Raw genomic sequence first — 24,789 nt, forward strand, 5'->3', positions numbered from 1 at the left:
ATGGCGCTGCGCTTATCCGACCTGTGAAAGAGGTTTCCCCCCTTTGCTTTTACTTAGGATCCGGGATCCCTAACGTAGTGTTGAGAACGCCACGGGATTTGTTGAAAATCTTATTGCCGTTTTCCCGCCCGGCACGACGACGGCGCTGTTCTTCCGGTGACAGAGCCAGTTCATCACGGCAAATGTCGCTACAGCAGCCAGCAAACTTCTCAGCGCAACTCGGGCACTGAATAAACAGCAAGTGGCAGCCGTCATTTTTGCAGTTGGTATGGCTGTCGCAAGATGTGCCGCACTGATGGCAATGGGCAATCACATCATCAGAAATACGTTCGCCCATACGCTCATCAAAGACAAAGTTCTTACCGACAAAACGCACCGGAATCCCTTGTTCACGCGCACGTCTTGCGTATTCGATAATCCCGCCTTCAATGTGGTAGACGTTCTTGAAACCATTGTGCAACATCCAGGCACTGGCTTTCTCACAACGGATGCCGCCAGTACAGTACATGACGATTTTTTTGTCTTTGTCTTCCTGCAACATGTCGACCGCTTTCGGTAACTGCTCACGGAAAGTGTCCGCCGGGATCTCCAGTGCATCCTGGAAATGACCCACTTCATATTCGTAATGGTTGCGCATGTCGATAAACACCGCTTCCGGGTCGTCGAGCATCGCATTCACGTCTGCGGCTTTGAGATAAGCACCGACCTGGCTGGCATCAAATGACGGGTCATCAATCCCATCGGCGACAATGCGGTCGCGGACCTTCATGCGTAATACCCAAAACGATTTGCCATCGTCTTCGAGGGCAACGTTGAGTCGCACACCGTTAAGTGCAGGATGGAAAGCGTAAAGTGTTTCGCGGAATCCATCCACACGGCTGTTTGGCACGCTGATTTGCGCGTTAATCCCTTCATGAGCGAGATAAACGCGACCAAATACATTTAGCGATGTAAACGCCTGGTAAAGCGCATCGCGCGTCGTTTGAGGGTCTTCAATGGTGAAATACTTATAGAATGAGATGGTAGTGCGAGGCTCAGTTTCAGCCAACATGCGCACACGCAGTTCATCATTCGATATGCGGTTGTGTAACACTGGCATGGTGTTCGCTCGGCTATCGTTGATAAAAAAGTGGGCTGCATCATATAGCAATTATCGTTAATTTACATCCCCGCATTTTGCGCTACATTTCCGTTATCTATCCGTACAAAACGCAACAATCGTTTGAATATCAAACACTCTGCTGCTGTTAATTTTGGCAGACCCTCAATTAATGTCACAATAGTCTGACTCAAGAAGATCCGGCATTTGCCGTCACAATAGGTTTTACATGACGAACTTACCGCAATTCTCGCGCGCATTACTTCATCCCCGCTATTGGGGAACCTGGTTTGGTATTGGCTTACTTTACTTAGTTACCCTGCTCCCCTATCCGGTGATTTATCGAGTCGGGCGTGGGCTTGGCCAACTTGCTATGCGGTTTATGAAGCACCGCGTCACTATTACCCGCCGCAATCTTGAACTCGCCTTTCCCCACAAAACCGCGGAAGAACGTGAGTATTATCTCGAGAAAAACTTCGAATCCGTTGGCCTCGGCCTGATGGAAACCGGCATGGCATGGTTTTGGCCCACCTGGCGTATTCGACGCTGGTGTGATGTTTCTGGTGTCGAGCATATTCACGCGGTGCAGGAAGCCAAACGGGGCGTGTTGCTTATTGGAATTCATTTCCTGACGCTGGAATTAGGCGCGCGCATGTTCGGTATGAACACGCCCGGTATCGGCGTTTACCGCCCGAATGACAACCCCCTGCTCGACTGGCTGCAAACCTGGGGCCGTATGCGCGCCAATAAAAGCATGATCGACCGTAAAGACCTTAAAGGCATGATTCGTGCACTGAAACAGGGTGAAATCATCTGGTACGCACCGGACCACGACTACGGCCCGCGTGGTAGCGTTTTCGTGCCATTTTTTGGCGTTGACGAAGCCGCCACCACCGCAGGAACATACACTCTTGCACGTATGTCAGGTGCGGCAATCGTACCAATGGTGCCGCGCCGCAAGCCGGACGGTAAAGGTTACGAGTTGCTGATTCTACCCGCAGAGTTTTCACCACCGCTGGAAACCCCTGAAAGTACGGCGATCTGGATGAATAAAATCATCGAGCAGTGCATTTTGATGGCCCCGGAGCAATACATGTGGCTGCACCGCCGCTTTAAAACGCGTCCAGAAGGGGTTCCTGCGCGTTATTAACTTCTGTAAATCGGTGGCATTTTGCCACCTTTTTTCATTCTAAAATTGTGTTTCAGAAACATTGCCCCTCCCCGCCAACAAGCGCATAATTAGCAAGGTAATAATTCCATCACATGTCTTTTCTGCACTGAACTGGAGCGTTATGACTCTCCCCGAGAACCCGATCAACTGGAAACGAAATCTCACCGTTGCATGGCTTGGGTGTTTTCTTACCGGTGTCGCATTTAGCCTGGTCATGCCCTTCCTGCCGCTGTATGTCGAACATCTTGGCGTGACCGGACACAGCGCACTCAACATGTGGTCCGGCATCGTTTTCAGCATTACATTTTTGTTCTCAGCCATTGCGTCACCTTTCTGGGGCGGGCTTGCCGACCGTAAAGGTCGCAAGATAATGCTACTGCGTTCAGCATTGGGGATGTCCATCGTGATGGTGCTGATGGGCTTTGCGAGCAATATCTGGCAATTTCTGGTGCTGCGCGCACTGCTCGGACTATTGGGTGGATTTGTCCCCAATGCTAACGCGCTCATCGCCACCCAAGTTCCGCGCCATAAAAGTGGTTGGGCATTGGGCACGTTGTCTACCGGCGGGGTAAGCGGTGCACTTCTTGGGCCGATGATTGGCGGTTTTCTGGCGGATACCTATGGCCTGCGTCCGGTGTTTTTCATCACCGCTGGCGTGCTATTTACCTGTTTTGTTTTTACCTTGTTCTGCATTCGCGAACAATTTACCCCGGTGCACAAGAAGGACATGTTGCACGCACGTCAGGTTTTAACTTCGCTCAAAAATCCACGCCTGGTGCTGAGTCTGTTTATCACCACCATGATTATTCAGGTTGCCACCGGTTCTATCGCCCCGATTCTTACGCTTTACGTGCGTGAACTGGCAGGCAATGTCAGCAATCTGGCATTTATCAGCGGGATGATTGCATCTGTGCCTGGCGTTGCGGCGTTAATCAGTGCGCCGCGACTGGGCAAACTGGGGGATAGAATCGGGCCGGAAAGGATTTTAATCTGCGCGCTGGTTATCTCTGTGTTGTTGCTGATCCCGATGTCGATGGTACAAAACCCATGGCAACTGGGGGTGTTACGTTTCCTGCTTGGTGCCGCCGATGGCGCACTGTTGCCAGCGGTACAAACACTGCTGGTCTACAACTCAAGCAACCAAATTGCCGGGCGTATCTTTAGTTACAACCAGTCATTCCGCGATATTGGTAATGTCACTGGTCCGTTGATGGGTGCCGCTGTTTCAGCAAACTATGGCTTCCGCACGGTATTTTTAGTCACCGGTTGTGTGGTTCTTTTCAATGCTCTTTACTCGTGGATAAGTCTCCGTCGCCCGACTGAACGTGTCAGTGTTTCTGGCGACTGACTCAGAAATCTCCGACATACTTGCAACTTTGCAAACAGCGTCAACAATTAACTTGAAATGGCGCCGTAACGCGCTCCCTGACCTGTACAAAGGAGATTACTATGAGTCTGTATGCGACGCTGGAAGAGGCCATCGATGCCGCACGCGAGCTTTTCCTTGTTGAGAACCCGGAGCTGGATGAAGAGAGTGCCAGTGTTCAGCAACTGAACATTCAGAAGTACATTCTTCAGGATGGCGACATTATGTGGCAAGCCGAGTTTTTCGCTGATGACAGCGGGGATGGCGAATGTCTACCGATGGTCAGCGGTGAAGCGGCGCAAAGTGTCTTTGACGGTGACTATGATGAAATCGAGTTACGTCAGGAGTGGATTGAAGAAAATACACTGCACGAATGGGACGAAGGTGAATTTCAACTTGAGCCGCCTCTGGATACCGAGGAAGGCCAGACTGCCGCTGATGAATGGGATGAACGATAAGTTTTACTCGTAAGGCCCATGGCTGGCATCAATCGGCAGCAAAAGTGTGTCGAACACCAGCGAAAAAGGTAAATCGAGCACAGTAATATAGCGCCATGCGCTGTCACGCACATCCCACTGCACACCGGGGTAATACTGATTACCATGTCCCTGCCCCGGTACAGCACGGCTAATAATACTCCCGCATCCGCTCAGTAAGCAGGCGAACAACGCGACCACAAGGATTCTTAACACAGTTTTACTCCAAAAAAATCCCGACCCGAAGGCCGGCATTGATGATGCGTTTCGCGCTCTATTTGGACGGTAACGCCTCAGGGTTCAGGCTAACCGTTTTGTAGCTATCTACCCACGAGGAGTAACGCTGCGGATTCGACCACACACGATAATGCAGACGAGACATAGTGACCGGATCGCTTAACAACACCAAACGACGATCGCGGTTCAGTTTGTCAGGCGTTTCGTTCAGTGCCTGCTCAACGTGACGATCGCGCGCAATTTCCAGCACCTGGCTTGCACGGTGACGTGCTGTTGCCATCGCAGTTGCCAGGGCATTAAACGACGGGTTAAACACCGCGTGCATAAAGCCATCATCCAGCGTACGGCTGCGGTTCAGCTTCAGGTAATTGTCGGTATCGACCAGAACCTGCGGAGGAGAATACTCTTCCGGGATCAGGAACAACTTCCAACGCTTAGTACGCAAACCGATGGTCGCACGACTCGAAATCACCGAGACAAATGGTGACAGAATCAGTGAGAAGACGATTGGCGCAAGCCAGAACAAGAAGCGCAAATCCAGCCATGCCATGCCGACAGCCCACACCAGACCCAACAGAAGTTGAGAACCGTGGCGCATAAACGCTTCACCCCATGGGGTTGAATCATCATCACGCTGCGGCGAGTTCCAGACCACTTCCCAACCGAGGAACGCGCTAACCACAAATACGGTGTGGAACAGCATACGCACCGGAGCCAGCAGCACAGAGAACAGTACTTCCAGCAGCAGGGAGGCCGTCACGCGGAAGAAACCGCCGAACTCTTTCGAGCCTTTGCACCAAATCAGAATGATACTCAGCAGCTTCGGCAGGAACAGTAACACCATGGTGGAAGCAAACAGCGCAATCGCCAGCTCCGGACGCCACTGCGGCCACACCGGGAACAGCTGGCGCGGTTGCAGGAAGTACTGCGGTTCTGTCAGCGCATGAACCACCTGCAATGCAGTTGATAATGCGAGGAACATAAACCACAAAGGTGCCGACAGATACGACATGACGCCCGTCAGGAATACCGCACGGTGAACCGGGTGCATGCCTTTTACCAGGAACAGACGGAAGTTCATCAAGTTACCGTGGCACCAACGGCGGTCACGCTTGAGTTCATCCAGTAAGTTCGGTGGCAGTTCTTCATAAGAACCCGGCAAGTCATAGGCAATCCATACGCCCCAACCCGCACGGCGCATCAAAGCGGCTTCGACGAAGTCGTGCGAAAGGATTGAACCGGCGAATGACCCTTCACCTGGCAGCGGTGCTAACGCACAGTGCTCGATGAACGGCTTAACGCGAATAATCGCATTGTGGCCCCAGTAGTGGGATTCGCCCAACTGCCAGAAGTGCAGACCTGCGGTAAACAACGGCCCGTAAACGCGAGTCGCAAACTGCTGGCAGCGCGCATACAGCGTGTCCATGCCAGACGCTTTTGGTGATGACTGAATGATGCCCGCATTCGGGTTAGCATTCATCAAACGCACCAGGTTGGTCAGACAGTCACCGCTCATGACGGAGTCAGCATCCAACACCACCATGTAGCTGTATTGGTTACCCCAGCGACGGCAGAAGTCATCGATGTTGCCACTTTTACGTTTCACACGGCGGCGGCGGCGGCGGTAGAAAATCTGCCCTTCGCCCTGCACTTCGTTGATCAGTTCCATCCACGCTTTTTGCTCGGCAACACAGATATCCGGATTGTAGCTGTCGCTCAGGATGTAAACATCGAAGTGCTGCTGTTGGCCGGTCGCTTTTACCGATTCCCACGTCGCACGCAGACCCGCAAATACGCGGTCAACGTCTTCGTTACAAATAGGCATAATCAACGCAGTGCGGTTCGCCGGGTCGATTGGCTCATCACCCACTGTTGAGGCAGAGATACTGTATTTATCTTTGCCCATCAGTAGCTGGAGGAAGCCCATCAACGCGGTCCAGAAACCGGCTGATACCCAACAGAACAGAATCGCAAACAGGATCAAGATGCCGGTCTGCAGCACATACGGCAGCAGCTGCATGAAGGAGACCCACAAATCCTGGTCGAGCATATCGGATGGATTGATCAGCGCCCAGCCCTGGTAAGGCAGAATGGTCTTCATGTACCAGGTCGCCACCACGGTCTGAGAAATGGTCAGCAGCAGCAGAATGTAACGTCGAATAGTCCCGACGGTACGCCATTTCTGCTCAGCTTCAGCCTCTTCTTTCGACATATAGCGAGGATTAACTTCCCGCCCGCGTAAACGATCCCAGAACCGACCAATTGGGTTGGTGCGCCACGGATCGGGGAACATCGAAGAACGCGTTGCTTTTGGCATTGCCTGCAACTGGGTGCGCCCTTCTTCATCCTTAATCAGTTGTTCCGCACCCAACGATCCAGGCCAGCTCGCTTCGAGCCGGGCCTTTACCGAGGCTAAAGGGGAATCATCGGCGCGGTCATAGTGGTGCTCTTGCGCATCCAGCGCCTCATGCACCGCTTGCAGATCCGATGCAGGTAGAGCCGCCTTCTGCTCAGCAGAAAGCGGGAGGGCATCAATATAATCAGACGCAGTATCAGTAAACTTATTCATTGGCAGGTAGCTGGTAGCTCCAGGTTTCACTCAACGTTTGCGAGCCATTGACCAGCGCTGCACGCATTTCAGTCGGTTTCTTCTCGTCTTTGACTTTCAGACGTACTGTCAAACGCCAGCCTTTAGTGACCGGGTTGTAACGTACCTGGCTGTCAACGATTTCGCCGTTGTCACCGATGCTGGTTTGCGCGGTAACCGGCGTATCTTGCGGCAGTTTTTTCATGTCCGCGCCGACGTAATCCACGACAAACGCAATCGTGCCGTCTGGCTGGCGAATCAGATTCGACTGCTTCACATCACCGGTTGAGCGGCGAGTCTGCGTCACGTACGCGTTATCTGGCGCGTGCATTTTGTCTTCGTCACGGCTGAAGGTAATGGTGTATTTGAAGTTCATCTCTTTGCCGGGTTCCGGGAGCTGATCCGGCGTCCAGTAAGCAACGATGTTGTCATTGGTTTCGTCGTTGGTTGGAATTTCCACCAGTTCGACGCGACCTTTACCCCAATCACCTTGCGGTGCAACCCAGGCGCTTGGACGCTGATCGTAACGATCATTCAGATCTTCAAAACGAGAGAACTGACGGCCACGTTGCAGCAAACCAAAACCAACCGGATTTTCTGTCGCGAAGGAACTCACGGCCAGATGTTTCGGGTTGTTCAGCGGACGCCAAATCCACTCACCGTTACCAGCATGGATAGACAGACCGTTAGAGTCATGTAATTCAGGACGGTAGTTGATGCTTGGTGACGGCTGATTTGGCCCAAACAGGAACATACTGGTCAGCGGTGCAACGCCCAGTTTGCCTACTTTGTCGCGCAAATAAACTTTTGACTGCACGTTGACCACGGTGTCACGCCCAGGGGTAATCACAAAGCGATAGGCACCTGTTGCACGTGGGGAGTCGAGCAACGCATAGAGGGTCAGCGTTTTGTCGCCAGTTTTCGGGCGCTCAATCCAGTACTCACGGAAACGGGGGAACTCTTCACCAGATGGCAAAGCAGTATCGATAGCCAAACCACGAGCAGACAGACCATAAACCTGACCTGAGCCAATCACACGGAAATAACTCGCCCCGAGCATGCTGACAATTTCGTCGTTTTTATCTTTGCTGTTGATCGGATAGAGCACTTTGAACCCGGCGAAGCCAAGATCTTTAACGGTGTCTTTATCGTGTTTTACATTACCGAAATTAAAGTAATCCGGGTTGTACTTGATCTTATGAACCGCAGTCGCTGTCACTTCGTTGATAGCAACCGGGGTGTCGAAGTACATACCCTGATGATAAAATTCAAGCTTAAATGGGGTCTTTAACTTGCTCCAGTAGGCTTTGTCGTGATTGAACTGGATCTGCTGATAATCCGCATATTTCATGTCGCGGAAGAGCGAAGGCAGATTGCTTTTCGGTGCTTCGTAGCTTTTGCCCGCTAATGTTTTCGCTTGTTTTGCGACATCATCGATGGTGAAGGCCCAAACCGAGGTGGTATAAAGTGACAACATTACTGCCGCACCGAGCCCACACATTTTCATCATTTTTAGTTTATGTTTCATATTAACCAGCACATCCCCCTTTGTGTGCTTAAATCAATCCAATCCATTTTAATGGAAACTTCTGCTTTCCGACAACCAAATACCCGCATTGTTCAGCACGCTGGCTCAGCCTTTAAGCAAAAAAAGACAACTGCTTACGCTTTCAGAGCCCATCCTGGAGACAGGATGTCATGGTTAGTGTAGGGTTGCCACGGAATTGATACCGTTCGGGACTTCAAGCCTATTGGGATATGTTCTTAAGGATAAGGCGATTCGTCCGATAATGTCTGGAGTATTATGAGTAAAGCACCACAACAACGCGAGTTTTTCCTGGATTCTATCCGGGCCTGGTTAATGCTTTTAGGCATTCCGTTTCATATCTCCCTCATCTATTCAAGCCACCACTGGCATGTCAACAGCGCTGAAGCCTCCTGGGGATTAACCCTTTTTAATGACATCATTCACTCCTTCCGGATGCAGGTGTTTTTTGTCATTTCCGGTTATTTCTCCTACATGCTTTTTCTGCGTTACCCGCTTAAACGCTGGTGGAAAGTGCGTGTTGAGCGTGTCGGCATCCCAATGTTGACAGCAATTCCCTTGCTGACGCTACCGCAATTTTTAATGTTGCAACACGTTAACGACAAAGCAAAAAACTGGCCGGGGCTCACCCCTTACGAGAAGTACAACACGCTGGTTTGGGAACTGGTTTCCCATTTATGGTTCTTGTTAGTGATGGTGGTGTTGACGACAGTTTGTTTATTTTTGTTTCAACAAATGAAAAACCGCCTTGAGAAGGCACCCGAAAATAGTGCGTCAACCATTACCCTGGGAAAACTCTCAATTTATTTCCTTGGGTTCGGTTTTTTATACGGTGCCATTCGCCGCACGATTTTCATTGTTTACTCTCCAATATTAAGTGATGGCTTGTTTAACTTCGTGGTGATGCAGACGCTGTTTTATCTGCCGTTCTTCATGCTCGGGGCTTTAACGTTTGTGCGCCCGCAACTGAAAGCCCTGTTTACCACGCCATCGCCATGGTGCGCTGCGGGTGCTGTGCTGGCATTCGCGGCTTATTTGCTCAACCAGCGTTACGGCAGCGGCGATGCCTGGATGTATGAGACTGAAAGCGTTATCACCATGGTTTTAGGCCTGTGGATGGTTAACGTGGTGTTCTCACTGGGCCATAAACTGCTGAACTTCCAGTCTAAGCGTGTCACCTATTTCGTGAATGCATCGCTATTCATTTACCTGGTTCACCATCCGCTGACGCTATTCTACGGCGCGTTTATCACGCCACATATCACGTCCAATGCGCTGGGCTTTATTACGGGACTGGTCTTTGTGGTGGGGATTGCGGTGATTCTGTATGAAATCCATCTGCGAATTCCACTGCTGCGCTTCTTGTTCTCCGGCAAGCCGCAGAACGTGGCGGTTAAAGTTTCGTAGATCGGACTCCGGTAATTTATGGTGGATGACGCTGGCGCTTATCCCCCCTACAACTTCCCTTCGTAGGTTGGACAAGCGAAGCGCCGCCGACAGAGACTTTAGAGCAACCATTCAATAGGTAACCGATAAACCAGTCTCACCAACACCCGTTGCCAAAAACGGGTGTGCGGTTCTTTCTTCCAGATAATCTCTTTGCCATCACGATTTTCTACCCAATTCACCCGCCCCCATTTGTCCAGACGTAATGCCCAGGCGGCCTCTTTCTGGCTCTGGGTAAAACGCTGGTGAATATCTTCCGCGAGTGCGGCGCTTTCAATCACGAAGCCCATTTCGGTATTCAACATTGCCGAGCGTGGGTCAAAATTGAATGAACCGATAAACACTTTCTGCTTATCGACGCTGAAGGTTTTGGCATGCAGGCTGGAGCCAGAATTACCGGTTAACCCCCGGTCTCGCGGCCTGCGGGGGCTATTGTTTTCTGGCTTTAGTTCATACAGCGCGACACCGTGGCGTAACAGTTTCTTACGCCAGCGGGCATATCCGGCATGCACTACCGCCACATCATTGGCCGCAAGCGAATTAGTGAGAATGGCGATTTTCACCCCTTTACGCACCAACCCGAGAATTTGCGCGATGCCGGCGCGAGTCGGGACAAAATAGGCAGAAATTATGTCTATTTCCTGCTTTGGCAGGCCAATCACGTTGATCAGACGTTGCGGTAACAAGGTGTGATGATGCGCCCTTCCCTGCCCCTTACGCGGGTCATCACTCAGCAAACGGGTCTGAGCCCAGTACATATTTAACCTGCGAGCCACAAGATCCGTCGCAAACTGGCTGGTGGTCAGGCGATCCAGATAGCGCCGAGCTTTTGGGTCATTGCGCCAGTCGTCTGGCAGTTGTACCCATTGCTGTAACACCCCGGCGTCAACATCCAGCACCTTTGCCAGCGTCGAAACACACTGGCTTTCCCAATAGCGCTGAAAATCCTGACTGACTTCTGCAACCACCGGGCCAATCGCCAGCACGTCTAAATCTGAAAACAACGGCTGTTTACCGACACCAAAATAAGCATCGCCAACATTACGCCCACCAACAATCGTCGTTTCACCATCAACGGTGAAGGACTTGTTGTGCATGCGGCGGTTCAGGCGGGCAAAATCAGTCAGATAACCGATGGCGCGAAACAAGCGAAATGAAAAGGGATTAAACAGGCGAACTTCAATCTGAGGATGGGAATTAAGCAGCTCTAAAATATCATCCAGCCCGTTGGTGTTATTATCATCCAGCAACAGCCTGACTCTCACCCCACGGTCGGCCGCAGCCAGTAACGCACTGAACAACAACCGCCCGGACATATCGTCCTGCCAGATGTAGTACTGCACATCGAGGGTATTTTCCGCCATGCCGCACAACAGATAACGCGCTGCAAACGCATCAAGGCTATCCGCAAGAGGATGAATACCGCTCACGCCAGGATGCTCAGCAAGCGCCGTGATAATCGCTTTCCCAAGGCGGGTAGCGTGAGGGTTCTTCACGTTAGAGTTGGGCAAGCAGTTGCTGGTAAATACGGGTGTTTTCGTCATCAAAACAGACGAAAACCACTTGTTCAGGCAGCGGGCGCAGACCGATATATCGATAAACCGTATCGACGGCTATTTTTGCGGCTAGCTCTTTTGGGAAAGCGTACGCGCCGGTGCTAATGGCTGGAAACGCGATAGTGCGGTAACCATTGGCAGCAGCCAAATCGAGACAGTTGCGATAGGTTTGTTCAAGCAATTCAGCTTCGTGATTTTCACCACCCTGCCACACCGGGCCAACGGCGTGGATCACAGCTTTAACGGGGATGTTTCCGGCTTCGGTAATCACGGCATGCCCGGGGGCGCATTCACCTTGCTGTTGGCGAATCACTTTGCAGGCCGCCAATAGTGCAGGCCCTGCCGCGCGATGAATGGCACCATCAACACCACCGCCACCTAGCAAGGATGAATTCGCTGCATTGACGATTACATCAACCTCAGCATGGGTGATATCACCTTGTATCACCGACATTCTTTCGCTCATCAGGAAATCTCCAGTTAGTCTTTGAGAGTAGTCTAAATCAGGCGTACATCACTTCCTAATAAGAAGTTGAGGAGAGAAATCGTCAGGAAATGGCTGTTCACCGCAACAAGCGATCAGCGACTCGTCCACGGTGACATGCTGCAAAAAGCGGCCTGGCGGGCAAAGTGTGTGTAATGGCAGCTCCAGCTGGCTCATTTGCCAGACAGTCCCGCCTCGCTGTTTAAGCACCGCTTCGTGTGCCGTCCAGATACGCCAGAACTGCACGATTTGCTCAACTTCCGACAGAGATTCCAGCCAGTCACACAAATGCGCGGCAAAACTGTAACGGGCAATCGCCATAAAACGCGACCGTGGGCGGATTTGCTCAACATCACAACCAACTTCCCCACAACCCACCAGCACCGCAACGCGGGTCGCATGGTTACTGATGTTAAATTCGGGGAGCGATGGATGATAAGGTTTACCTTGTGCTGCGCGGGCTAGTTTGGGCAAAGGACCGTCATTGAGCAGCATCGCCAACATGATCCTCGCAGCAATCCAGTCTGCGCGACGGTGGCCCACTGGCGCATCCTGTAACAGTTCAGGCGACAGCCAACGCGAAGTGGACGCGTCATTCAATACACACGCCACCTCGCCGAACGCCAGCTGATAATCGTTTACCGCCAACGTCGCATCACCAGTGAAGTGTTAATGCCACCAAAGGCAAAATTATTGCTCTGCACAAATTCAGTCTCGATTTTGCGCGCTTCACCCATGATGTAATCCAGCTCACCACACGCCTCGTCCGGCTGAGTCAAATTCAGCGTTTCGGCAAACCAGCCTTCACGCATCATTTCGATACTCATCCAGGCTTCCAGCGCACCACACGCGCCAAGCGTATGACCCAGATAGCTTTTCAGCGAAGATATTGGCGTATTAGTGCCGAAAATTGCCGCCGTCGCCTGGCTTTCCGCAATGTCACCACGGTCAGTTGCCGTGCCATGCGCATTGACATAGCCAATGTCGCGGGCCTCAAGCCCCGCCGAATACAGACCGCGTTCAATACAAATCTGCATGGTTTCTTTCTGTGGCTGGGTGATATGTGCCGCATCGCAATTGGTATGGAACCCGACGATCTCGGCATAAATGGTGGCACCACGCGCCAGTGCATGATCCAGATCCTCGAGGATCAATGTCCCCGCACCTTCGCCAATCACCAGACCATCACGTTGCTTATCAAACGGTGATGGCGTGCTCTTTGGCTGGTCATTGCGTTGGCTGGTTGCAAACAACGTGTCAAACACCGCCGCTTCCGAAGGACATAACTCCTCAGCACCTCCCGCGACCATGACCGTCTGGTAGCCGTGACGAATAGCTTCCCAGGCATAACCAATTGCCTGGCTGCCTGATGTACACGCACTTGAGGTCGGGATCACTCGGCCACGTAAACCGAAGAACAATCCGGTATTCACCGCAGCGGTATGCGGCATCATCTGGACGTAAGTGGTGCCGGTAATATTACGCGTGTGCTTTTCGGTCAGCATGGTGGCGAATTCACTCACTGGCCCCGTACTGCCGGTGGATGAACCGTAAGCTATCCCCGTTTCACCGCAAGTTAAAATCGGATCGTCGAGTAAACCGGCCTGGGTTAATGCCAGTTCAGTGGCTCGAGTCGCGAGCAAAGAAACGCGTCCCATCGCCCGAATACGCTTACGCGTGTAGTGTTCGGGGAGCGTGAAATTATCTATCGGCGCGCCGAGCATGGTGTTTAGCCCATCGTAGATTTGCCATTCTGGCATGTTGCGCACTGCATTCTGGCCGGACTTCAGCCCCGCAGCCACATCCTGCCAGTTATCGCCAAATGCCGTCACACCGCCCATTCCGGTAACCACCACCCGGCGAATCACAACATGCCTCCGTTGATGGAGATAACCTGGCGTGTGACGTAAGCGGCCACTGGCGACATCAAATAACGTGCAAGCCCAGCCACTTCTTCTGGCTGGCCCATGCGCTGGAGTGGAATCAGGCGCATGGCTTCGTTGAGCGCGGCCACTTCCATTTCAATCATGCCGGTATCAATCAGACCAGGTGCTATGCAATTCACGGTGATTTTGCGTTTCGCCAGTTCAATTGCCAGCGCTTTTGTGGCACCAATAATGCCCGCTTTTGCGGCACTGTAATTCACTTGCCCACGGTTGCCCATCAGGCCCGAAACCGAAGAGAGCGTGATGATTCGCCCTCCCGCACGCAGGCCAATCATCGGCATCACACACGGCTGAATCACGTTGTAAAAACTATCGAGATTGGTGCGGATTACGCCGTCCCAATCATCATCAGTTAATGCGGGAAATGCGCCGTCACGCGTGATACCAGCATTGTTAACCACGCCCCAGTAAGCACCGTGGGCTTCGATGTCCGCTTCAATCACACTACGGCATTGCTCGCGGTCTGCGCTATCGAACTGCATGACGCGCCCCGTTCCACCCTGAGCCGTTATTTGCTCAAGCGTTTGTTGTGCGCCCGCTTCGTCGCGATGGTAGTGCACCACCACGGCAAATCCGTCGGCCGCCAGCCCACAGGCAATCGCCTTGCCGATCCCCTTGCTGGCACCGGTTACTAATACCGTCTGTGTCATCTTGCTGCTATCCCATTAAAATACCCGTCATACTTCAAGCTGCCTCTTTGTTGCCTGCGCTCACTCGCCCGAATCACTTACTTATGTAAGCTCATCGGGACTTGTTCTCTTGCCGCCGCGATGCAACTCGAATTATTTTGGGTATGACTCATTATTATAAGTTTCGTAGGGTGGATAAGCGTCAGCGTCATCCACCATTTTCATCCGCGTTGTCGGCTGCGCTGCGCTTGCCCGACCTACAAAAAAACTCCTTTAAAAAAACTTCTCTAATTCATTATTATCAGGCTGATAGGTATTGACCCGCCCGCTCGCCAGTACGTTACCGTCCGCGAGAATTTGTCCTTCAAAACTACCAATTTTTTCATCACGCATTAGTAACGTGACATGACATTCCAACTGTAAACCTTGTGCAAGATACCCGGCTGGGCAGCGCAACCCTCGCCCCCCCAGCAGCATCCCAACACGGCTGGCTTCTTCGCCGTTATTCATGGCGTGCCAGCCAGACCACACCCCTACCGTCTGCGCGATAAGCTCGATGGCAAACCAGCCAGGTAAATTCCCCTGCGCATCGAGAAACTGTGCCAATACCCCATGGTGGCTGACCGTGACCCGACAATGGGCACTTTCTTGTTCCACCGCCACTACCGACTCCAGCAAGCACATGGGTGCTTCGTGCGGCAAATAGTGGTGCGGGGCAAGAAAATCAGTCATGAGATACTCCAAAAATCAGGCTGGCATTGTTACCGCCAAAAGCAAATGAGTTTGACAACATTATTGGTTTGGTAAATGGCTGGGGTGCGCTGAGTAAACCACAAGGCGCAAGGGTGAGGTCTTGATGCGCATCAGTGAAGTCCTGTGCTGGCAGCGTCAGCCCTTGCGATAACAGTAAATAGCAGAGCACCGCTTCACAGGCTCCAGCCGCGCCTAACGTGTGGCCGGTCAGATGTTTTGTCGAGCTGCAAGGAACGCTTTCGCCGAACAGTTGATTCACCACTTTGGCTTCGATTTCGTCATTAAGACGCGTGGCGGTACCGTGCATATTAATATAGCCAATGTCTTGTGCCGTGAGTTCAGCCTCACGCAGCGCCATTTCTATGGCGTGAATCGCGCCCACGCCTTCCGGATGTGGAGCCGACATATGCCAGGCATCTGACGATTCGCCCACGCCCAGTAGTTGTACTTTGCCCGGTTCTTTGGTCAGCAAAATCAGCGCTCCGGCCTCACCGATAGTGATGCCGGAGCGTGCAGCACTAAAAGGTTTACAGCGCGTGCTGCTCAACGATTCCAGGCTGTTAAAGCCGTTAACCGGCATGCGGCTGAGGGTATCTGCCCCGCCGACAATCGCCGCATCGACCATGCCGGATTCAATCAGCCGTTGGCCGGTAATAATGGCACGCGCGCTTGAAGAACAGGCGGTTGAAACCGTCAACGCTGGGCCAAACAGTTGCAGATAATCACTGAGAAAACGCGAAGGATCGCCAAGTTCTTGCTGACCATAACGATAAGACGCAGGCGGTTTGCCCGCATGAGTGCCGCTCACCATGCGGTCACCTTCATCCAGCCCGGACGTACTGGTCCCCAGCACTACCGCCACACGTTCGTTGCCGTAACGCACAATCGCTTCATCTACCTGTGGGCGAATTTGCGCCAGTGCCGCCAGCAACAAGCGGTTGTTACGGCTGCGGTATTGCACCATGTCTGGTGGGATTTCCGGTAACTCGCCGGTAACGCGCCCGACCCAACATTCGCCTTGCTGCAACCAACCGTCGGTATCCGGCACCATGCCAGGTGCAGTGTTAGCCTGCAAATTTTCGGCGATTTCGGCAAGGTTATTGCCTAACGCATTGACCATTCCGGCAGCCGTTAAAGTAATCATGATTAGTTTTCCAGGTGCTGAATGCTGATGACATAACCGAAACGATGGTGACGCACGCTGACTGGCTGGCGGTTTCCGTCACGGGTCAGGTAATCGATCGTTTCGATGATTTCACCCTGGTCGTCACGTAATTCACGTCGTGAATCGATATCTTTTAGCGTCCACCCCGCAGGGAGTTGCGGCTGCCAGGCGCTTATCGGCCAGTAGCTCAACATAATATCGGCAAGCACCTGGCTGGCTGGCGGTAATTCCGGCAACGTAATCGACTGCTCGGTTTTAACCCCTGTTTGATCGTAGGTCAGGCGGAATAAACGGATCCCTAAAGGTGATAAACCTGCCAGCATCACTTTTTGCTGGTCGGCATTCAGCAGCACCATCAGCGACTGCGTTTTACCTTTGACCTGGGCGCTCAGCAGCTGTTGTTCGGTGATTGACGGCGAAATCCCCGGCGCGGGTAGCGTCACCAGGGTGCCCGGTTTTAACCAGGCTTGCGGACGGGATTTATCAGGTTTTGGCGTGCTGCACGCGCTGAGTAAAAATGAGCCCAACAGTAAGGCCAATATCGGTAATTTTTTCATTATTCTCTCTTTCCCTTTCCCTGGGTGGATGGGGGTAAGGCTAATGGTGCGGTTAAAAATGCGCAGAAGATCCCGCAGCTCAACACAATACCGAAACTGGCAATGGCTTGTGTCTGGCTAAACACCAGCATTCCTAAGGTGAAAAGTGTGGTCAGCAAGGCCACGCTGATGGCGAGCAACGACGTAAGCGCAGTCCCACGCGGATTACTAAAGAACAGGGTGTAATTGATGCCGATGCCCAGAACCAGCACCAACGCCAGCAACGAAAACAGATTCAGTGCGTGGCCGCTAAACGCCAGAGCAGCAAGGCCACCGCCGAGTGATAACAGCGAAGGCACCACACTCAGCAGGCCACGTTTTACGCCGAGACGCAGCACATAACTCAACGCAATCGCGGCCACTGCGGCAGCCAACAGCCCCGCTAATAAACTGCGGAAATGGCTGAACAATTCATTGAACATCACTTTTCTGTCAACCCAACTGACGCCCGGCAGTTTTGCCGCCAACCCCGCCAGTGCCGCGCTATCACGAACCCCACTGACCGGCACCAGCGCGCCACTTTTACCGTCCGGCAATGTGAGCCACAACAAGCGCCAGCCACTGCTAATAACACTTTTTTGCCAGAGTTCGGGCGTCACCGCCATTTGTTGCAGATTGGGCGCACTGACGGTAATCCCACTTTCGGCGAGGCGTTTTTGTAAAACCGGCGCGGCTTCGCGCAGCAATCGCAAATCCGCCTGTTGCTGTTCAAGCGAGGCGAGCGGGATCAGTCGGTAACTGTCGATAAGTTTATTCTTTTGCGCGCTTGCCAGGACTGGGGCCAGCTTTTCGAGGCGCTGCAAGGTTTGTTCGGCTGTCTCGCCGTAAACCACAAACCATTTTTGATCCATGCCCTGCCCGGTCAGCGCGGTAATCGCCTGTTCTTCACGCACCAGATCCTGCGGCAACGCCTGGAAGCTGGCAATGTCATCGTTAATTTTTAATGAAACTATTCCGGCGAGACTAATAAACAGCAACGCCAGTGGTATGCCAAAACGCACCACTTTATTGTTTTGCCACGCATTCAACCAACCGTTAAGCAACCTGCTACAAGGCACCGGTCTGACGGGTAAACCGTGCACCGCAAACGGATACCAGCACACCACCGTCAGACAAGAGGCGATTAACCCACTGGCGGCGAACACTGCAAGCTGACGAATGCCAGGGAATGGCGCGAGGATCATAATGAGATAAGCGATCGCCGTCGTCGCCAGCGCCAGCAATAGCGCGGGAAGCACTTTGCGTAAACTGGCGCTCGGCGAATTTTGCGCGCCGTGCACCATACGTTCTGTCAGGTAATAGAGCGTGTAATCTGCCGAAACACCAACGATGCTCATGCTCATCACCAACGTCATCAGGTGCAATTCGCCAAAGCAGAGCAGCGTAATTGCCGTACCCGCCAGCGCACCAATGGCAACTGACGTGGCGCATAACAGTAATGGGCGCAGCGAACGAAACACCAGTAACACCAGCAGCAGTACGCCAATCACCGTTGCCAGACCCAGCGTTGAAACATCATGCTTAGCCTGCTGGCTGGCGTAATCACTGTAGAATAAGGTGCCGCGCGACATCACCTGTGCATCCGGGAATTGTGATTTCAGCTTTTGTTGTAAAGCCCGCAGTTGTTCAACTGCCACACGCCCTTGCTGCATATCAAACGAGGAACCCTTGAGTTCGCCATGCAGCAAATACCAGTAGCGCCCTTGTTTATCACGCGCCACCAGCCAGCCGTTTTGCAGGCGCATTTGGCTGGCAGTTTGTTGCAGCGCCAGTTGCGAACCGCGCACCAGCATCAGCGGATCGTTAGTCAGCTCTTTACCGCTGACGCCGGAAAACGCCGAGTAAAGTTGCGATAACACCCACTGCGCCTGCGCTTCACCGCCATTTTGCAAACGGCCGCGGGTCTGGTTATCCAGCAGGCCATTGCGGTTTTCGAAGTAGAATTTCCCCCACTCCTGCTGGCTTTTAGCCTCCATCGGCCCCTGCACATTTTGCAGGAACGGTTGCTGTTGCAGTTGTGTTTGCCACCACTGCGCAGCAGCGGCATCCGGTTGGTTACCGGGGCTGACCATCCACATCATCTGTTTGTCCAGACGTTGCAGAAAACCGTTCTCAATTTGCGGCGGGACTTTCCCAAGGCTGCTGGCAGGCAGCAGCGACAATACGCTGCTGTCGAGCCGCGCCCTGGGGAGCAAGAGTGCAAGCAACACCACCAGCAAGGTGACTACCGCCAGCCAGCCCCACGCCAGGCGACGATACACGTCAGAAAGCGAAGCGCTGCTGCTCTTCATTCGTGAGTTTTCGCGGTTCTGGTCGGTGGTTACTAAAGATGATTTCAGTGAAATCGCCCTGCAAATCGTTCAACGCAATGCGCTTCAGATACTTATCGCCCTGCAAAGTAATGGTGCTAAACAGCTTATCGAGCGGCGTTGTTGTCGGCGTTAATACCAGCTGCCATTGGCCTTTGCCCTGGTCGGTAAAGACGCTGGAAAAGTTCTCATCGAGCACTTTGCGATCAGCCTGGAATAGCGCACGCAACAAATGGTTGAACTGGAACATTTGCGGGTTGCTGTCAGCGGTGATGATTTGCGGTGGCTGAGTGCCCATCTTTTGTGCCATATGGCTGTCATCCAGCACCAGCGTCATCGGGAAAGGATGCTGTTGTTGCCACCACAAGCCTTTGCTTTTGGCGATCAACACTTCACCGCTGGAATGGAGCGGTTGCGCCATGCCGCTAATTTGCCGTTCTTGTTGGAATTTAGCCCGAACCACCGGCTGCGAGGCAAAACTGCGCTGCACATCATCAAGTGTGATGGCGCTCACCGTAAAGCTGATAAGCAGCAAGGCCATTAAAAAAATCTTATTCATGACTCAAACCCATACGTTCAAAAAGTACTGGAGGGGAAACAAAACACAGCTCTCCGCTGGTTGCCGAAACAGCAACCTGAATGGTGTAACCCGTGGTGGTGCGTTTGCCACTTTGCGCATCGACAATTTCATAGCCGATTTTCAGACGGTTTTCGTATTCCAGTACCGTAGCGCGGACCAGAATCTGTTGTTCAAATTTCACCACATCACGGTATTTGACGCGGGTGTCGACCACTGGCCAAACGTAACCGGACTCTTGCATCGCCCGATAGCCATAAGAAAATTGGCCAAGCAACGCCTCACGCGCCACTTCAAAGTAACGGAAATAGTTACCGTGCCACACCACACCCATTGCATCGACATCATGGAATGGGACTTTGATGCTGATCTCCACAGAGAAACGTGGGTCATTTAACATCCGGACTCCTTTTCTGGCGGTAACTGCCAGAAATCATAAAAATTAAACCAGTCTAGTGGCGAACGCAGTGCGTAAAATTCCAGGCGCTGCGCGTAGCGATCAATGATGTCTTGTAGAGACTGAGAGCGTGTGGTTCGCGGTAGCAACAGCGGATCGGCAAAGTTTTCGGCGTGAATACGCAACTTGCCCTGCTCACGCAATACCATCATAAGAATGACTGGGCATCGTAATGCGGCAGCCAGGATAAACGGGCCTTGTGGAAATGGCGCGGGGCTGCCCATAAACTGGCTCCAGCAGATGCGCCGTTCCCCGCCGCGCTGCGAGTTCACCGCAATTCGGTCACCCACAATCGCCACCCATTCACCAGCGTCAAGTTTGTCTTGTAATAACATTGCTGTCTGCGGCCCAATATGGCTGACAGGGAGCAAGTTCACCGCCGCCTGTGGGGCAATTTCTTCAATAATCTGACGAAAACGTTGGGCATGGTCAGTAAATACCAGCGCATTAATAATCAGCCCGGCCTCCACTTGCGCCAGCGCGCGGCTGGCCTCGATGTCACCGAGATGAGCGGCAAGGATCAGCTTCCCCTGCCCGGCCTGTGGTTGTAAAACTTCACGGCTGCCTGGTGCAAATTCAATGTCACGTCCCCAGACAATATCACCCCGCCAGGCCGCAATCTTATTGAGCATCGCATCCCCGAAACGTAAGAAATGCCGATAGCTATTTAAACCTTGTGGCAAGGTTATTTGCTGGCTTTCTGCCTGTTGCCTGACGCGTTCCAGCCACTGCTGTGAGGCTTTACGCTGCGCGCTTCCGCTCAGCCACATCCACGCCACCACCGGATAAAGCAAGACGTTGAATGCCCGACGCCCTAAACGCTGGTAAATGTTGAGCATTAAACGCATTCCCGCCAGCCCTTTACGCTCGGGGATTTGTGCCCAGTGAGCAGCTTTGCGACGGCGCGTGAGCAACGCCGGAATGCGCGGCAACATGCCAAAAAACAACCGAGTGTGCATCCAGGAGATACGCAAATTATCGTGCAGCGCATCAAAGTGCGACACACCATCCGCTGGATAGATAACCCTGGTACGCAAAAATCGACTGTCGGTTCCCGCCCAATACAAACGCACCATGATTTCGGTATCGAAATCCATCCGTTTACCCGGACGGTGTTTCTCAATAATCCCGAGCGTGGCCGCCAGCGGATAGACACGAAATCCACACATACTGTCTTTTAATGACAGCGACAATGTTTCAATCCACACCCAGACATGCGTGACATAACGCCCGTAAAGGCGCGATTTTGGTACTGATTCGTCGTATTCCGGCGTGCCGGAAATCAGGCTTTCGGGATGGGCTCGCGCTTCATCTAAAAAACGTGGCACATCTTCTATGCAGTGTTGCCCGTCGGCATCAAGCTGGACTGCGTGGGTAAAACCCGCCTGCGCCGCCGCTTCCAGGCCGGTAATCACCGCCTCTCCCTTCCCCTGATTAGTGGGAAGACTGATAAGCGTAACGCCGGTTAATTCTGCCAGTTGCTGTTTGGTGGCTTGTTCACTGCCGTCATCGACAATAATGCAAGGCAGGCCAAACGGTTGCAGGCGTGCCAGCACCGCCGACAGCGTCGCGCCGTGGTTAAAACACGGGATCACCACACAGGGGCGAAAAGCCGCAGGTGTTACGGGCATAATTTAATCTTCCCGCTGCTGGCCGGAATGCCGCCATCTTCAGTCAACAAGGTGTAGGAAAAACTCAGCACGTTACGCGTAGCATCCCATTGCAGATTCAGTTCCAGTTCGCTTTGCGGAACAATCGGGCGCTGGAATTTAACGTTATCAATCGCACTAAAGCGCATATCCGGCGCAAGTTCTGCACCGTAGGCCATCACCCAATCGAGTTGCGCGACCCCAGGTAACAGCGGTTGTGTGGGGAAATGCCCGGCAAACCAGCCTAATGTTGGCGGAACCGCAAGCCGCAAACACAGTTTGCCCGCTTCGGGTTGCGCACGCTGTAACTCAACGGGTTTCATCAAATAACTCCTGTAATTGCGCCCACGCGCGCTTGCTCTGGCTATTGAGCGGGATGCGCTCGACGATGCGCCAGTAACGCGGAATGGCGATTGGCTCAAGCCAGGCACTGAGCGCTTCTCGCCACTGTTGCTTGCAGGCTCCTTGCGCTGTGGGTGCCACCACTACGGCACCAAGTGCGATGCGACTCCCTCGAGTGACCGGGACCACAACCGCTTCTTCAACACCTGGCAAAGCCAATAATCGACGCTCAACTTCACTCAGCGAGATACGTTTTTCTTCAATTTTAACCACGCGGTCACGTCTGCCAATTAAACGAAACCGCCCTTGCGAGGTAAATTCCAGAATATCGTCGAGTTGCCCGTGAAGGTGATGAATCAAGGGTGATTCCACGTGCCAGACATCGTCTTGTTGAGTAAACCGCACCGCCGGAAAGGCTTGCCATTCCGGAGCAGTCTGCACATGTTCACGCCATGCCAGCACACCGGTTTCAGTGGTGCCGTAAATTTCTGATACTGGCGTTTTCAGCCAGGCCAGTGCCTGTTGCGCCGTAACATCATCGAGTTTCCCGGCAGCGGAAATCACTCGTTTGAACTGCGGTGCGGCAAGGTTAATATCCAGCCGTTTTAAAAATGCCGGACTACTGATAAACAGCAATGGATGTGAGGCACGCGCCGCTAATTGTTCCGGGAAGTGAATCATCGCAGCATCTCCCGCCAGGCCAAGCGCCATCGGCAGCATCACGCGGAAGGTGAAACCATAAAGGTGCTGATGCGACACCGACCCCACTACGCGACAATCACGCAGGCTATCGCCCCACAGCGCCGCCAGCCAGGCAATTTCCTCATCCAGTGCACGCAGCGTTTTGTAGATTTGTGCCGGTTCCCCCGTCGAACCTGAGGTAAAGAACACCACGCCAGCCTCTTCGGGGACCGGTTCAAACGGCTTGAACGCGGAGTAATTCAGTGTTTGCGGGTTCAGCACCGGGCAACTGAGATTTAGCGGAGTATCACTGAGCACGCCGCAAAAATGTTCTTGCTGCTCACACAGTTGGGCTTCACGATTATGCCCTGGTAAAACCGGTGTTTTACCCGCGTGCAGCGTCGCTAATAGTGCAGCGATAAAGTCATAACTGTTATCAAAACAGAGCGCCCAGCACTGGCCGGGCTGGCGCTGTAGCCAGTCATAAATACGCTGCACATCTTTAATTAAATCGCTCTGCGTGAAGCATTGCTGCCCGGCAAACGCCACCACATGCTGCGGATGACGGCTACCATTAAGCCAGAGCGCCAGCGCTAACGGGCTATTCATAGCGACGTTTCACTCGCACTCTGACCAGCCATTCGGCAGCAAATAACATTCCCATGAACAGGTAACTCACCATTCCATTCCATAGAGTCCACCAATGAATGTTGCCCGCAAGGCACGTCCATAGGGCGACACTGCCGTTAAAAATAAAGAACAGGCACCAGACTTGTGTCACACGGCGGGTGTAACGCACGCCCGCAGGCGGCAGATCCCCTTCACGCCAACGCGCCAGGCGCTCGATAAGCGACATCGTCGTAAACAATGATGACCCAAACAAGGTCAGCATCACCGCATTGACGACCACCGGATACCACAGTAGCAGTTGCGCTTCTCGCATCCAGATACTGGCGAGTGATAACACCGCCCCAGCCCACGCAAGACCTTTAAAAGCCCGGCTTAAAGCACCAGTTTTTCCACGTAACACACATAAACGCAGCACAAAACACAGCGCAAGGATCGGCAGCAAAATGTGTAATTTTGGGTATGAGATCGCCAACCAGACGGCAAAGGGCCAACCAATTACGGCTAGCCCCCCCGCTATCGTCAGTGCTTGTTTTGCCCGCACGCTTTACGGCTCGCTATGCAAACGCTCAACCGCGTCTACAACATCCTGTACTGTGCGTACCGATTTAAAATCTTCCGGTTTAATTTTTTTACCGCTGCGCTTTTGTAGATGAACAACCATATCTACAGCATCGATACTATCGAGATCCAAATCTTCGTATAAACGAGATTGCGGAGTGATTTGTTCAGGAGAGAGTTCAAATAACTTAACCAGTAACCCGGTGACTTCCTGATAAATATCTTCTTTCTTCATAACGTACTCGTGGTTTCAATCAGGCGCTGTGCGCAGGGTTTTGACTTTTAATAAATGCGGCGAGATTCGCGACAGAATAAAAATGTTCGCGCATCGCTTCGTTTTCGGCGGATAACACCACACCATAACGTTTTTTAACCGCCAGTCCTAATTCCAGTGCGTCAATGGAATCAAGGCCAAGGCCGTCATTACCAAATAACGCGGCCTCACTTTCAATCTCATCAACGCTTATCTCTTCGAGATTCAAAGTATCGATAATGAGTTGTTTAATATCGGTCTCTAAGGATTCCATAT

Annotated in this window: 25 protein-coding genes; 4 read left to right on the top strand and 21 right to left on the bottom strand. The window is 52.6% G+C overall.

Annotation, left to right across the window (positions count from 1 at the left end; genetic code table 11):
- Window positions 1–49 precede the first annotated feature (49 nt).
- Window positions 50–1,099, bottom strand: a complete 1,050-nt coding sequence (locus tag EC843_RS17005) for a rhodanese-related sulfurtransferase (RefSeq protein ID WP_064547915.1) — start codon at window positions 1,097–1,099, stop codon at window positions 50–52.
- 229 nt (window positions 1,100–1,328) lie between these two features.
- Here EC843_RS17005 and EC843_RS17010 point away from each other — a divergent pair, with 229 nt between their 5' ends.
- The 3 genes from EC843_RS17010 (at window position 1,329) to EC843_RS17020 (ending at window position 4,094) form a co-directional block, all read left to right on the top strand.
- Window positions 1,329–2,249, top strand: coding sequence for a Kdo(2)-lipid IV(A) acyltransferase (locus EC843_RS17010; RefSeq protein WP_133522683.1), 921 nt, complete (start codon window positions 1,329–1,331; stop codon window positions 2,247–2,249).
- A gap of 142 nt (window positions 2,250–2,391) precedes the next feature.
- Window positions 2,392–3,618, top strand: a complete 1,227-nt coding sequence (gene mdtG, locus EC843_RS17015; RefSeq protein WP_133522684.1) for a multidrug efflux MFS transporter MdtG — start codon at window positions 2,392–2,394, stop codon at window positions 3,616–3,618.
- Between the two features lie 101 nt (window positions 3,619–3,719).
- Window positions 3,720–4,094, top strand: a complete 375-nt coding sequence (locus EC843_RS17020) for a MysB family protein (RefSeq protein WP_064547921.1) — start codon at window positions 3,720–3,722, stop codon at window positions 4,092–4,094.
- Window positions 4,095–4,097: 3 nt separating this feature from the next.
- Here the strand turns inward: EC843_RS17020 and EC843_RS17025 are convergent, their stop codons facing one another.
- From EC843_RS17025 to mdoG, 3 genes are read right to left on the bottom strand one after another with little or no spacing between them, the layout of a single operon-like run.
- Window positions 4,098–4,328 carry a YceK/YidQ family lipoprotein gene (locus EC843_RS17025; RefSeq protein ID WP_237931461.1) on the bottom strand — a complete coding sequence of 77 codons (231 nt, stop codon included), beginning with the start codon at window positions 4,326–4,328 and terminating at the stop codon, window positions 4,098–4,100.
- A gap of 58 nt (window positions 4,329–4,386) precedes the next feature.
- Complete coding sequence (mdoH, locus tag EC843_RS17030; protein WP_064547925.1) at window positions 4,387–6,918, bottom strand: glucans biosynthesis glucosyltransferase MdoH; 2,532 nt, start codon at window positions 6,916–6,918, stop codon at window positions 4,387–4,389.
- The gene (gene mdoG / locus EC843_RS17035) at window positions 6,911–8,446 is read right to left on the bottom strand and encodes a glucans biosynthesis protein MdoG (RefSeq protein ID WP_121815655.1); all 1,536 of its coding nucleotides are present in this window, start codon (window positions 8,444–8,446) and stop codon (window positions 6,911–6,913) included. The genes mdoH and mdoG overlap by 8 nt, the downstream gene beginning before the upstream one ends.
- A gap of 294 nt (window positions 8,447–8,740) precedes the next feature.
- Between mdoG and mdoC the strand changes: the two genes are divergently transcribed.
- Window positions 8,741–9,889 carry a glucans biosynthesis protein MdoC gene (mdoC, locus tag EC843_RS17040; protein ID WP_121813897.1) on the top strand — a complete coding sequence of 383 codons (1,149 nt, stop codon included), beginning with the start codon at window positions 8,741–8,743 and terminating at the stop codon, window positions 9,887–9,889.
- 98 nt (window positions 9,890–9,987) lie between these two features.
- On the opposite strand, the gene EC843_RS17045 is transcribed toward mdoC, so the two are convergent.
- The 17 genes from EC843_RS17045 to EC843_RS17125 all read right to left on the bottom strand — a co-directional run bounded on the left by EC843_RS17045 (window position 9,988) and on the right by EC843_RS17125 (window position 24,787).
- Window positions 9,988–11,475 (bottom strand): phospholipase D family protein, encoded by a 1,488-nt coding sequence (locus tag EC843_RS17045; RefSeq protein ID WP_243739153.1) that lies wholly within the window; start codon window positions 11,473–11,475, stop codon window positions 9,988–9,990.
- The gene (ymdB, locus tag EC843_RS17050; RefSeq protein WP_133522687.1) at window positions 11,426–11,950 is read right to left on the bottom strand and encodes an O-acetyl-ADP-ribose deacetylase; all 525 of its coding nucleotides are present in this window, start codon (window positions 11,948–11,950) and stop codon (window positions 11,426–11,428) included. Before ymdB ends, EC843_RS17045 begins: the two co-directional genes overlap by 50 nt.
- A 48-nt stretch (window positions 11,951–11,998) precedes the next feature.
- On the bottom strand, window positions 11,999–12,616 hold the full coding sequence (locus EC843_RS17055; RefSeq protein WP_133522688.1) for a 4'-phosphopantetheinyl transferase superfamily protein: 618 nt from the start codon (window positions 12,614–12,616) through the stop codon (window positions 11,999–12,001).
- A complete protein-coding gene (locus tag EC843_RS17060) occupies window positions 12,607–13,836 on the bottom strand; it encodes a beta-ketoacyl-ACP synthase (RefSeq protein WP_064547934.1) in 1,230 nt (409 codons plus the stop codon). The genes EC843_RS17055 and EC843_RS17060 overlap by 10 nt, the downstream gene beginning before the upstream one ends.
- On the bottom strand, window positions 13,833–14,564 hold the full coding sequence (locus tag EC843_RS17065; protein WP_133522689.1) for a 3-ketoacyl-ACP reductase FabG2: 732 nt from the start codon (window positions 14,562–14,564) through the stop codon (window positions 13,833–13,835). The genes EC843_RS17060 and EC843_RS17065 overlap by 4 nt, the downstream gene beginning before the upstream one ends.
- Window positions 14,565–14,816: 252 nt before the next feature.
- Entirely contained in the window at window positions 14,817–15,275 is a 459-nt protein-coding gene (locus tag EC843_RS17070; protein WP_133522690.1) for a 3-hydroxy-fatty acyl-ACP dehydratase, read from the bottom strand.
- Complete coding sequence (locus EC843_RS17075) at window positions 15,268–16,440, bottom strand: beta-ketoacyl-[acyl-carrier-protein] synthase family protein (protein ID WP_133522691.1); 1,173 nt, start codon at window positions 16,438–16,440, stop codon at window positions 15,268–15,270. The genes EC843_RS17070 and EC843_RS17075 overlap by 8 nt, the downstream gene beginning before the upstream one ends.
- A gap of 2 nt (window positions 16,441–16,442) precedes the next feature.
- Window positions 16,443–17,018, bottom strand: coding sequence for a DUF3261 domain-containing protein (locus EC843_RS17080; protein WP_133522692.1), 576 nt, complete (start codon window positions 17,016–17,018; stop codon window positions 16,443–16,445).
- Window positions 17,018–19,348 (bottom strand): MMPL family transporter, encoded by a 2,331-nt coding sequence (locus EC843_RS17085; RefSeq protein WP_133522693.1) that lies wholly within the window; start codon window positions 19,346–19,348, stop codon window positions 17,018–17,020. Before EC843_RS17085 ends, EC843_RS17080 begins: the two co-directional genes overlap by 1 nt.
- Window positions 19,320–19,925, bottom strand: a complete 606-nt coding sequence (locus tag EC843_RS17090) for an outer membrane lipoprotein carrier protein LolA (RefSeq protein ID WP_133522694.1) — start codon at window positions 19,923–19,925, stop codon at window positions 19,320–19,322. Before EC843_RS17090 ends, EC843_RS17085 begins: the two co-directional genes overlap by 29 nt.
- Window positions 19,918–20,343, bottom strand: coding sequence for a thioesterase family protein (locus tag EC843_RS17095; protein ID WP_064547949.1), 426 nt, complete (start codon window positions 20,341–20,343; stop codon window positions 19,918–19,920). The genes EC843_RS17090 and EC843_RS17095 overlap by 8 nt, the downstream gene beginning before the upstream one ends.
- Complete coding sequence (locus EC843_RS17100; protein ID WP_133522695.1) at window positions 20,337–22,031, bottom strand: glycosyltransferase family 2 protein; 1,695 nt, start codon at window positions 22,029–22,031, stop codon at window positions 20,337–20,339. The genes EC843_RS17095 and EC843_RS17100 overlap by 7 nt, the downstream gene beginning before the upstream one ends.
- Window positions 22,022–22,372: a hydroxymyristoyl-ACP dehydratase gene (locus tag EC843_RS17105; RefSeq protein ID WP_133522696.1), complete on the bottom strand. Its 351-nt coding sequence runs from the start codon at window positions 22,370–22,372 to the stop codon at window positions 22,022–22,024. Before EC843_RS17105 ends, EC843_RS17100 begins: the two co-directional genes overlap by 10 nt.
- A complete protein-coding gene (locus EC843_RS17110) occupies window positions 22,359–23,681 on the bottom strand; it encodes an AMP-binding protein (RefSeq protein ID WP_133522697.1) in 1,323 nt (440 codons plus the stop codon). The genes EC843_RS17105 and EC843_RS17110 overlap by 14 nt, the downstream gene beginning before the upstream one ends.
- Window positions 23,674–24,243 carry a hypothetical protein gene (locus tag EC843_RS17115; protein WP_064547958.1) on the bottom strand — a complete coding sequence of 190 codons (570 nt, stop codon included), beginning with the start codon at window positions 24,241–24,243 and terminating at the stop codon, window positions 23,674–23,676. The genes EC843_RS17110 and EC843_RS17115 overlap by 8 nt, the downstream gene beginning before the upstream one ends.
- 3 nt (window positions 24,244–24,246) lie before the next feature.
- A complete protein-coding gene (locus tag EC843_RS17120) occupies window positions 24,247–24,495 on the bottom strand; it encodes an acyl carrier protein (RefSeq protein WP_064547960.1) in 249 nt (82 codons plus the stop codon).
- A gap of 19 nt (window positions 24,496–24,514) precedes the next feature.
- Window positions 24,515–24,787 carry a phosphopantetheine-binding protein gene (locus EC843_RS17125; RefSeq protein WP_064547962.1) on the bottom strand — a complete coding sequence of 91 codons (273 nt, stop codon included), beginning with the start codon at window positions 24,785–24,787 and terminating at the stop codon, window positions 24,515–24,517.
- Window positions 24,788–24,789 lie beyond the last annotated feature (2 nt).

Source organism: Buttiauxella sp. JUb87, from assembly GCF_004361975.1.
Lineage (GTDB): Bacteria > Pseudomonadota > Gammaproteobacteria > Enterobacterales > Enterobacteriaceae > Buttiauxella > Buttiauxella ferragutiae.

Coding starts and splice junctions, on each gene's coding strand:
- EC843_RS17110 (WP_133522697.1), bottom strand. CDS start 23,681: ATGAATAGCCCGTTAGCGCTGGCGCTCTGGCTTAATGGTAGCCGTCAT.
- EC843_RS17105 (WP_133522696.1), bottom strand. CDS start 22,372: ATGAAACCCGTTGAGTTACAGCGTGCGCAACCCGAAGCGGGCAAACTG.
- EC843_RS17100 (WP_133522695.1), bottom strand. CDS start 22,031: ATGCCCGTAACACCTGCGGCTTTTCGCCCCTGTGTGGTGATCCCGTGT.
- EC843_RS17010 (WP_133522683.1), top strand. CDS start 1,329: ATGACGAACTTACCGCAATTCTCGCGCGCATTACTTCATCCCCGCTAT.
- EC843_RS17075 (WP_133522691.1), bottom strand. CDS start 16,440: ATGATTACTTTAACGGCTGCCGGAATGGTCAATGCGTTAGGCAATAAC.
- mdoH (WP_064547925.1), bottom strand. CDS start 6,918: ATGAATAAGTTTACTGATACTGCGTCTGATTATATTGATGCCCTCCCG.
- mdtG (WP_133522684.1), top strand. CDS start 2,392: ATGACTCTCCCCGAGAACCCGATCAACTGGAAACGAAATCTCACCGTT.
- EC843_RS17120 (WP_064547960.1), bottom strand. CDS start 24,495: ATGAAGAAAGAAGATATTTATCAGGAAGTCACCGGGTTACTGGTTAAG.
- ymdB (WP_133522687.1), bottom strand. CDS start 11,950: ATGAGCGAAAGAATGTCGGTGATACAAGGTGATATCACCCATGCTGAG.
- EC843_RS17085 (WP_133522693.1), bottom strand. CDS start 19,348: ATGAAGAGCAGCAGCGCTTCGCTTTCTGACGTGTATCGTCGCCTGGCG.
- mdoC (WP_121813897.1), top strand. CDS start 8,741: ATGAGTAAAGCACCACAACAACGCGAGTTTTTCCTGGATTCTATCCGG.
- EC843_RS17095 (WP_064547949.1), bottom strand. CDS start 20,343: ATGTTAAATGACCCACGTTTCTCTGTGGAGATCAGCATCAAAGTCCCA.
- EC843_RS17020 (WP_064547921.1), top strand. CDS start 3,720: ATGAGTCTGTATGCGACGCTGGAAGAGGCCATCGATGCCGCACGCGAG.
- EC843_RS17090 (WP_133522694.1), bottom strand. CDS start 19,925: ATGAATAAGATTTTTTTAATGGCCTTGCTGCTTATCAGCTTTACGGTG.
- EC843_RS17070 (WP_133522690.1), bottom strand. CDS start 15,275: ATGACTGATTTTCTTGCCCCGCACCACTATTTGCCGCACGAAGCACCC.
- EC843_RS17065 (WP_133522689.1), bottom strand. CDS start 14,564: ATGACACAGACGGTATTAGTAACCGGTGCCAGCAAGGGGATCGGCAAG.
- EC843_RS17080 (WP_133522692.1), bottom strand. CDS start 17,018: ATGAAAAAATTACCGATATTGGCCTTACTGTTGGGCTCATTTTTACTC.
- EC843_RS17005 (WP_064547915.1), bottom strand. CDS start 1,099: ATGCCAGTGTTACACAACCGCATATCGAATGATGAACTGCGTGTGCGC.
- EC843_RS17125 (WP_064547962.1), bottom strand. CDS start 24,787: ATGGAATCCTTAGAGACCGATATTAAACAACTCATTATCGATACTTTG.
- mdoG (WP_121815655.1), bottom strand. CDS start 8,446: ATGATGAAAATGTGTGGGCTCGGTGCGGCAGTAATGTTGTCACTTTAT.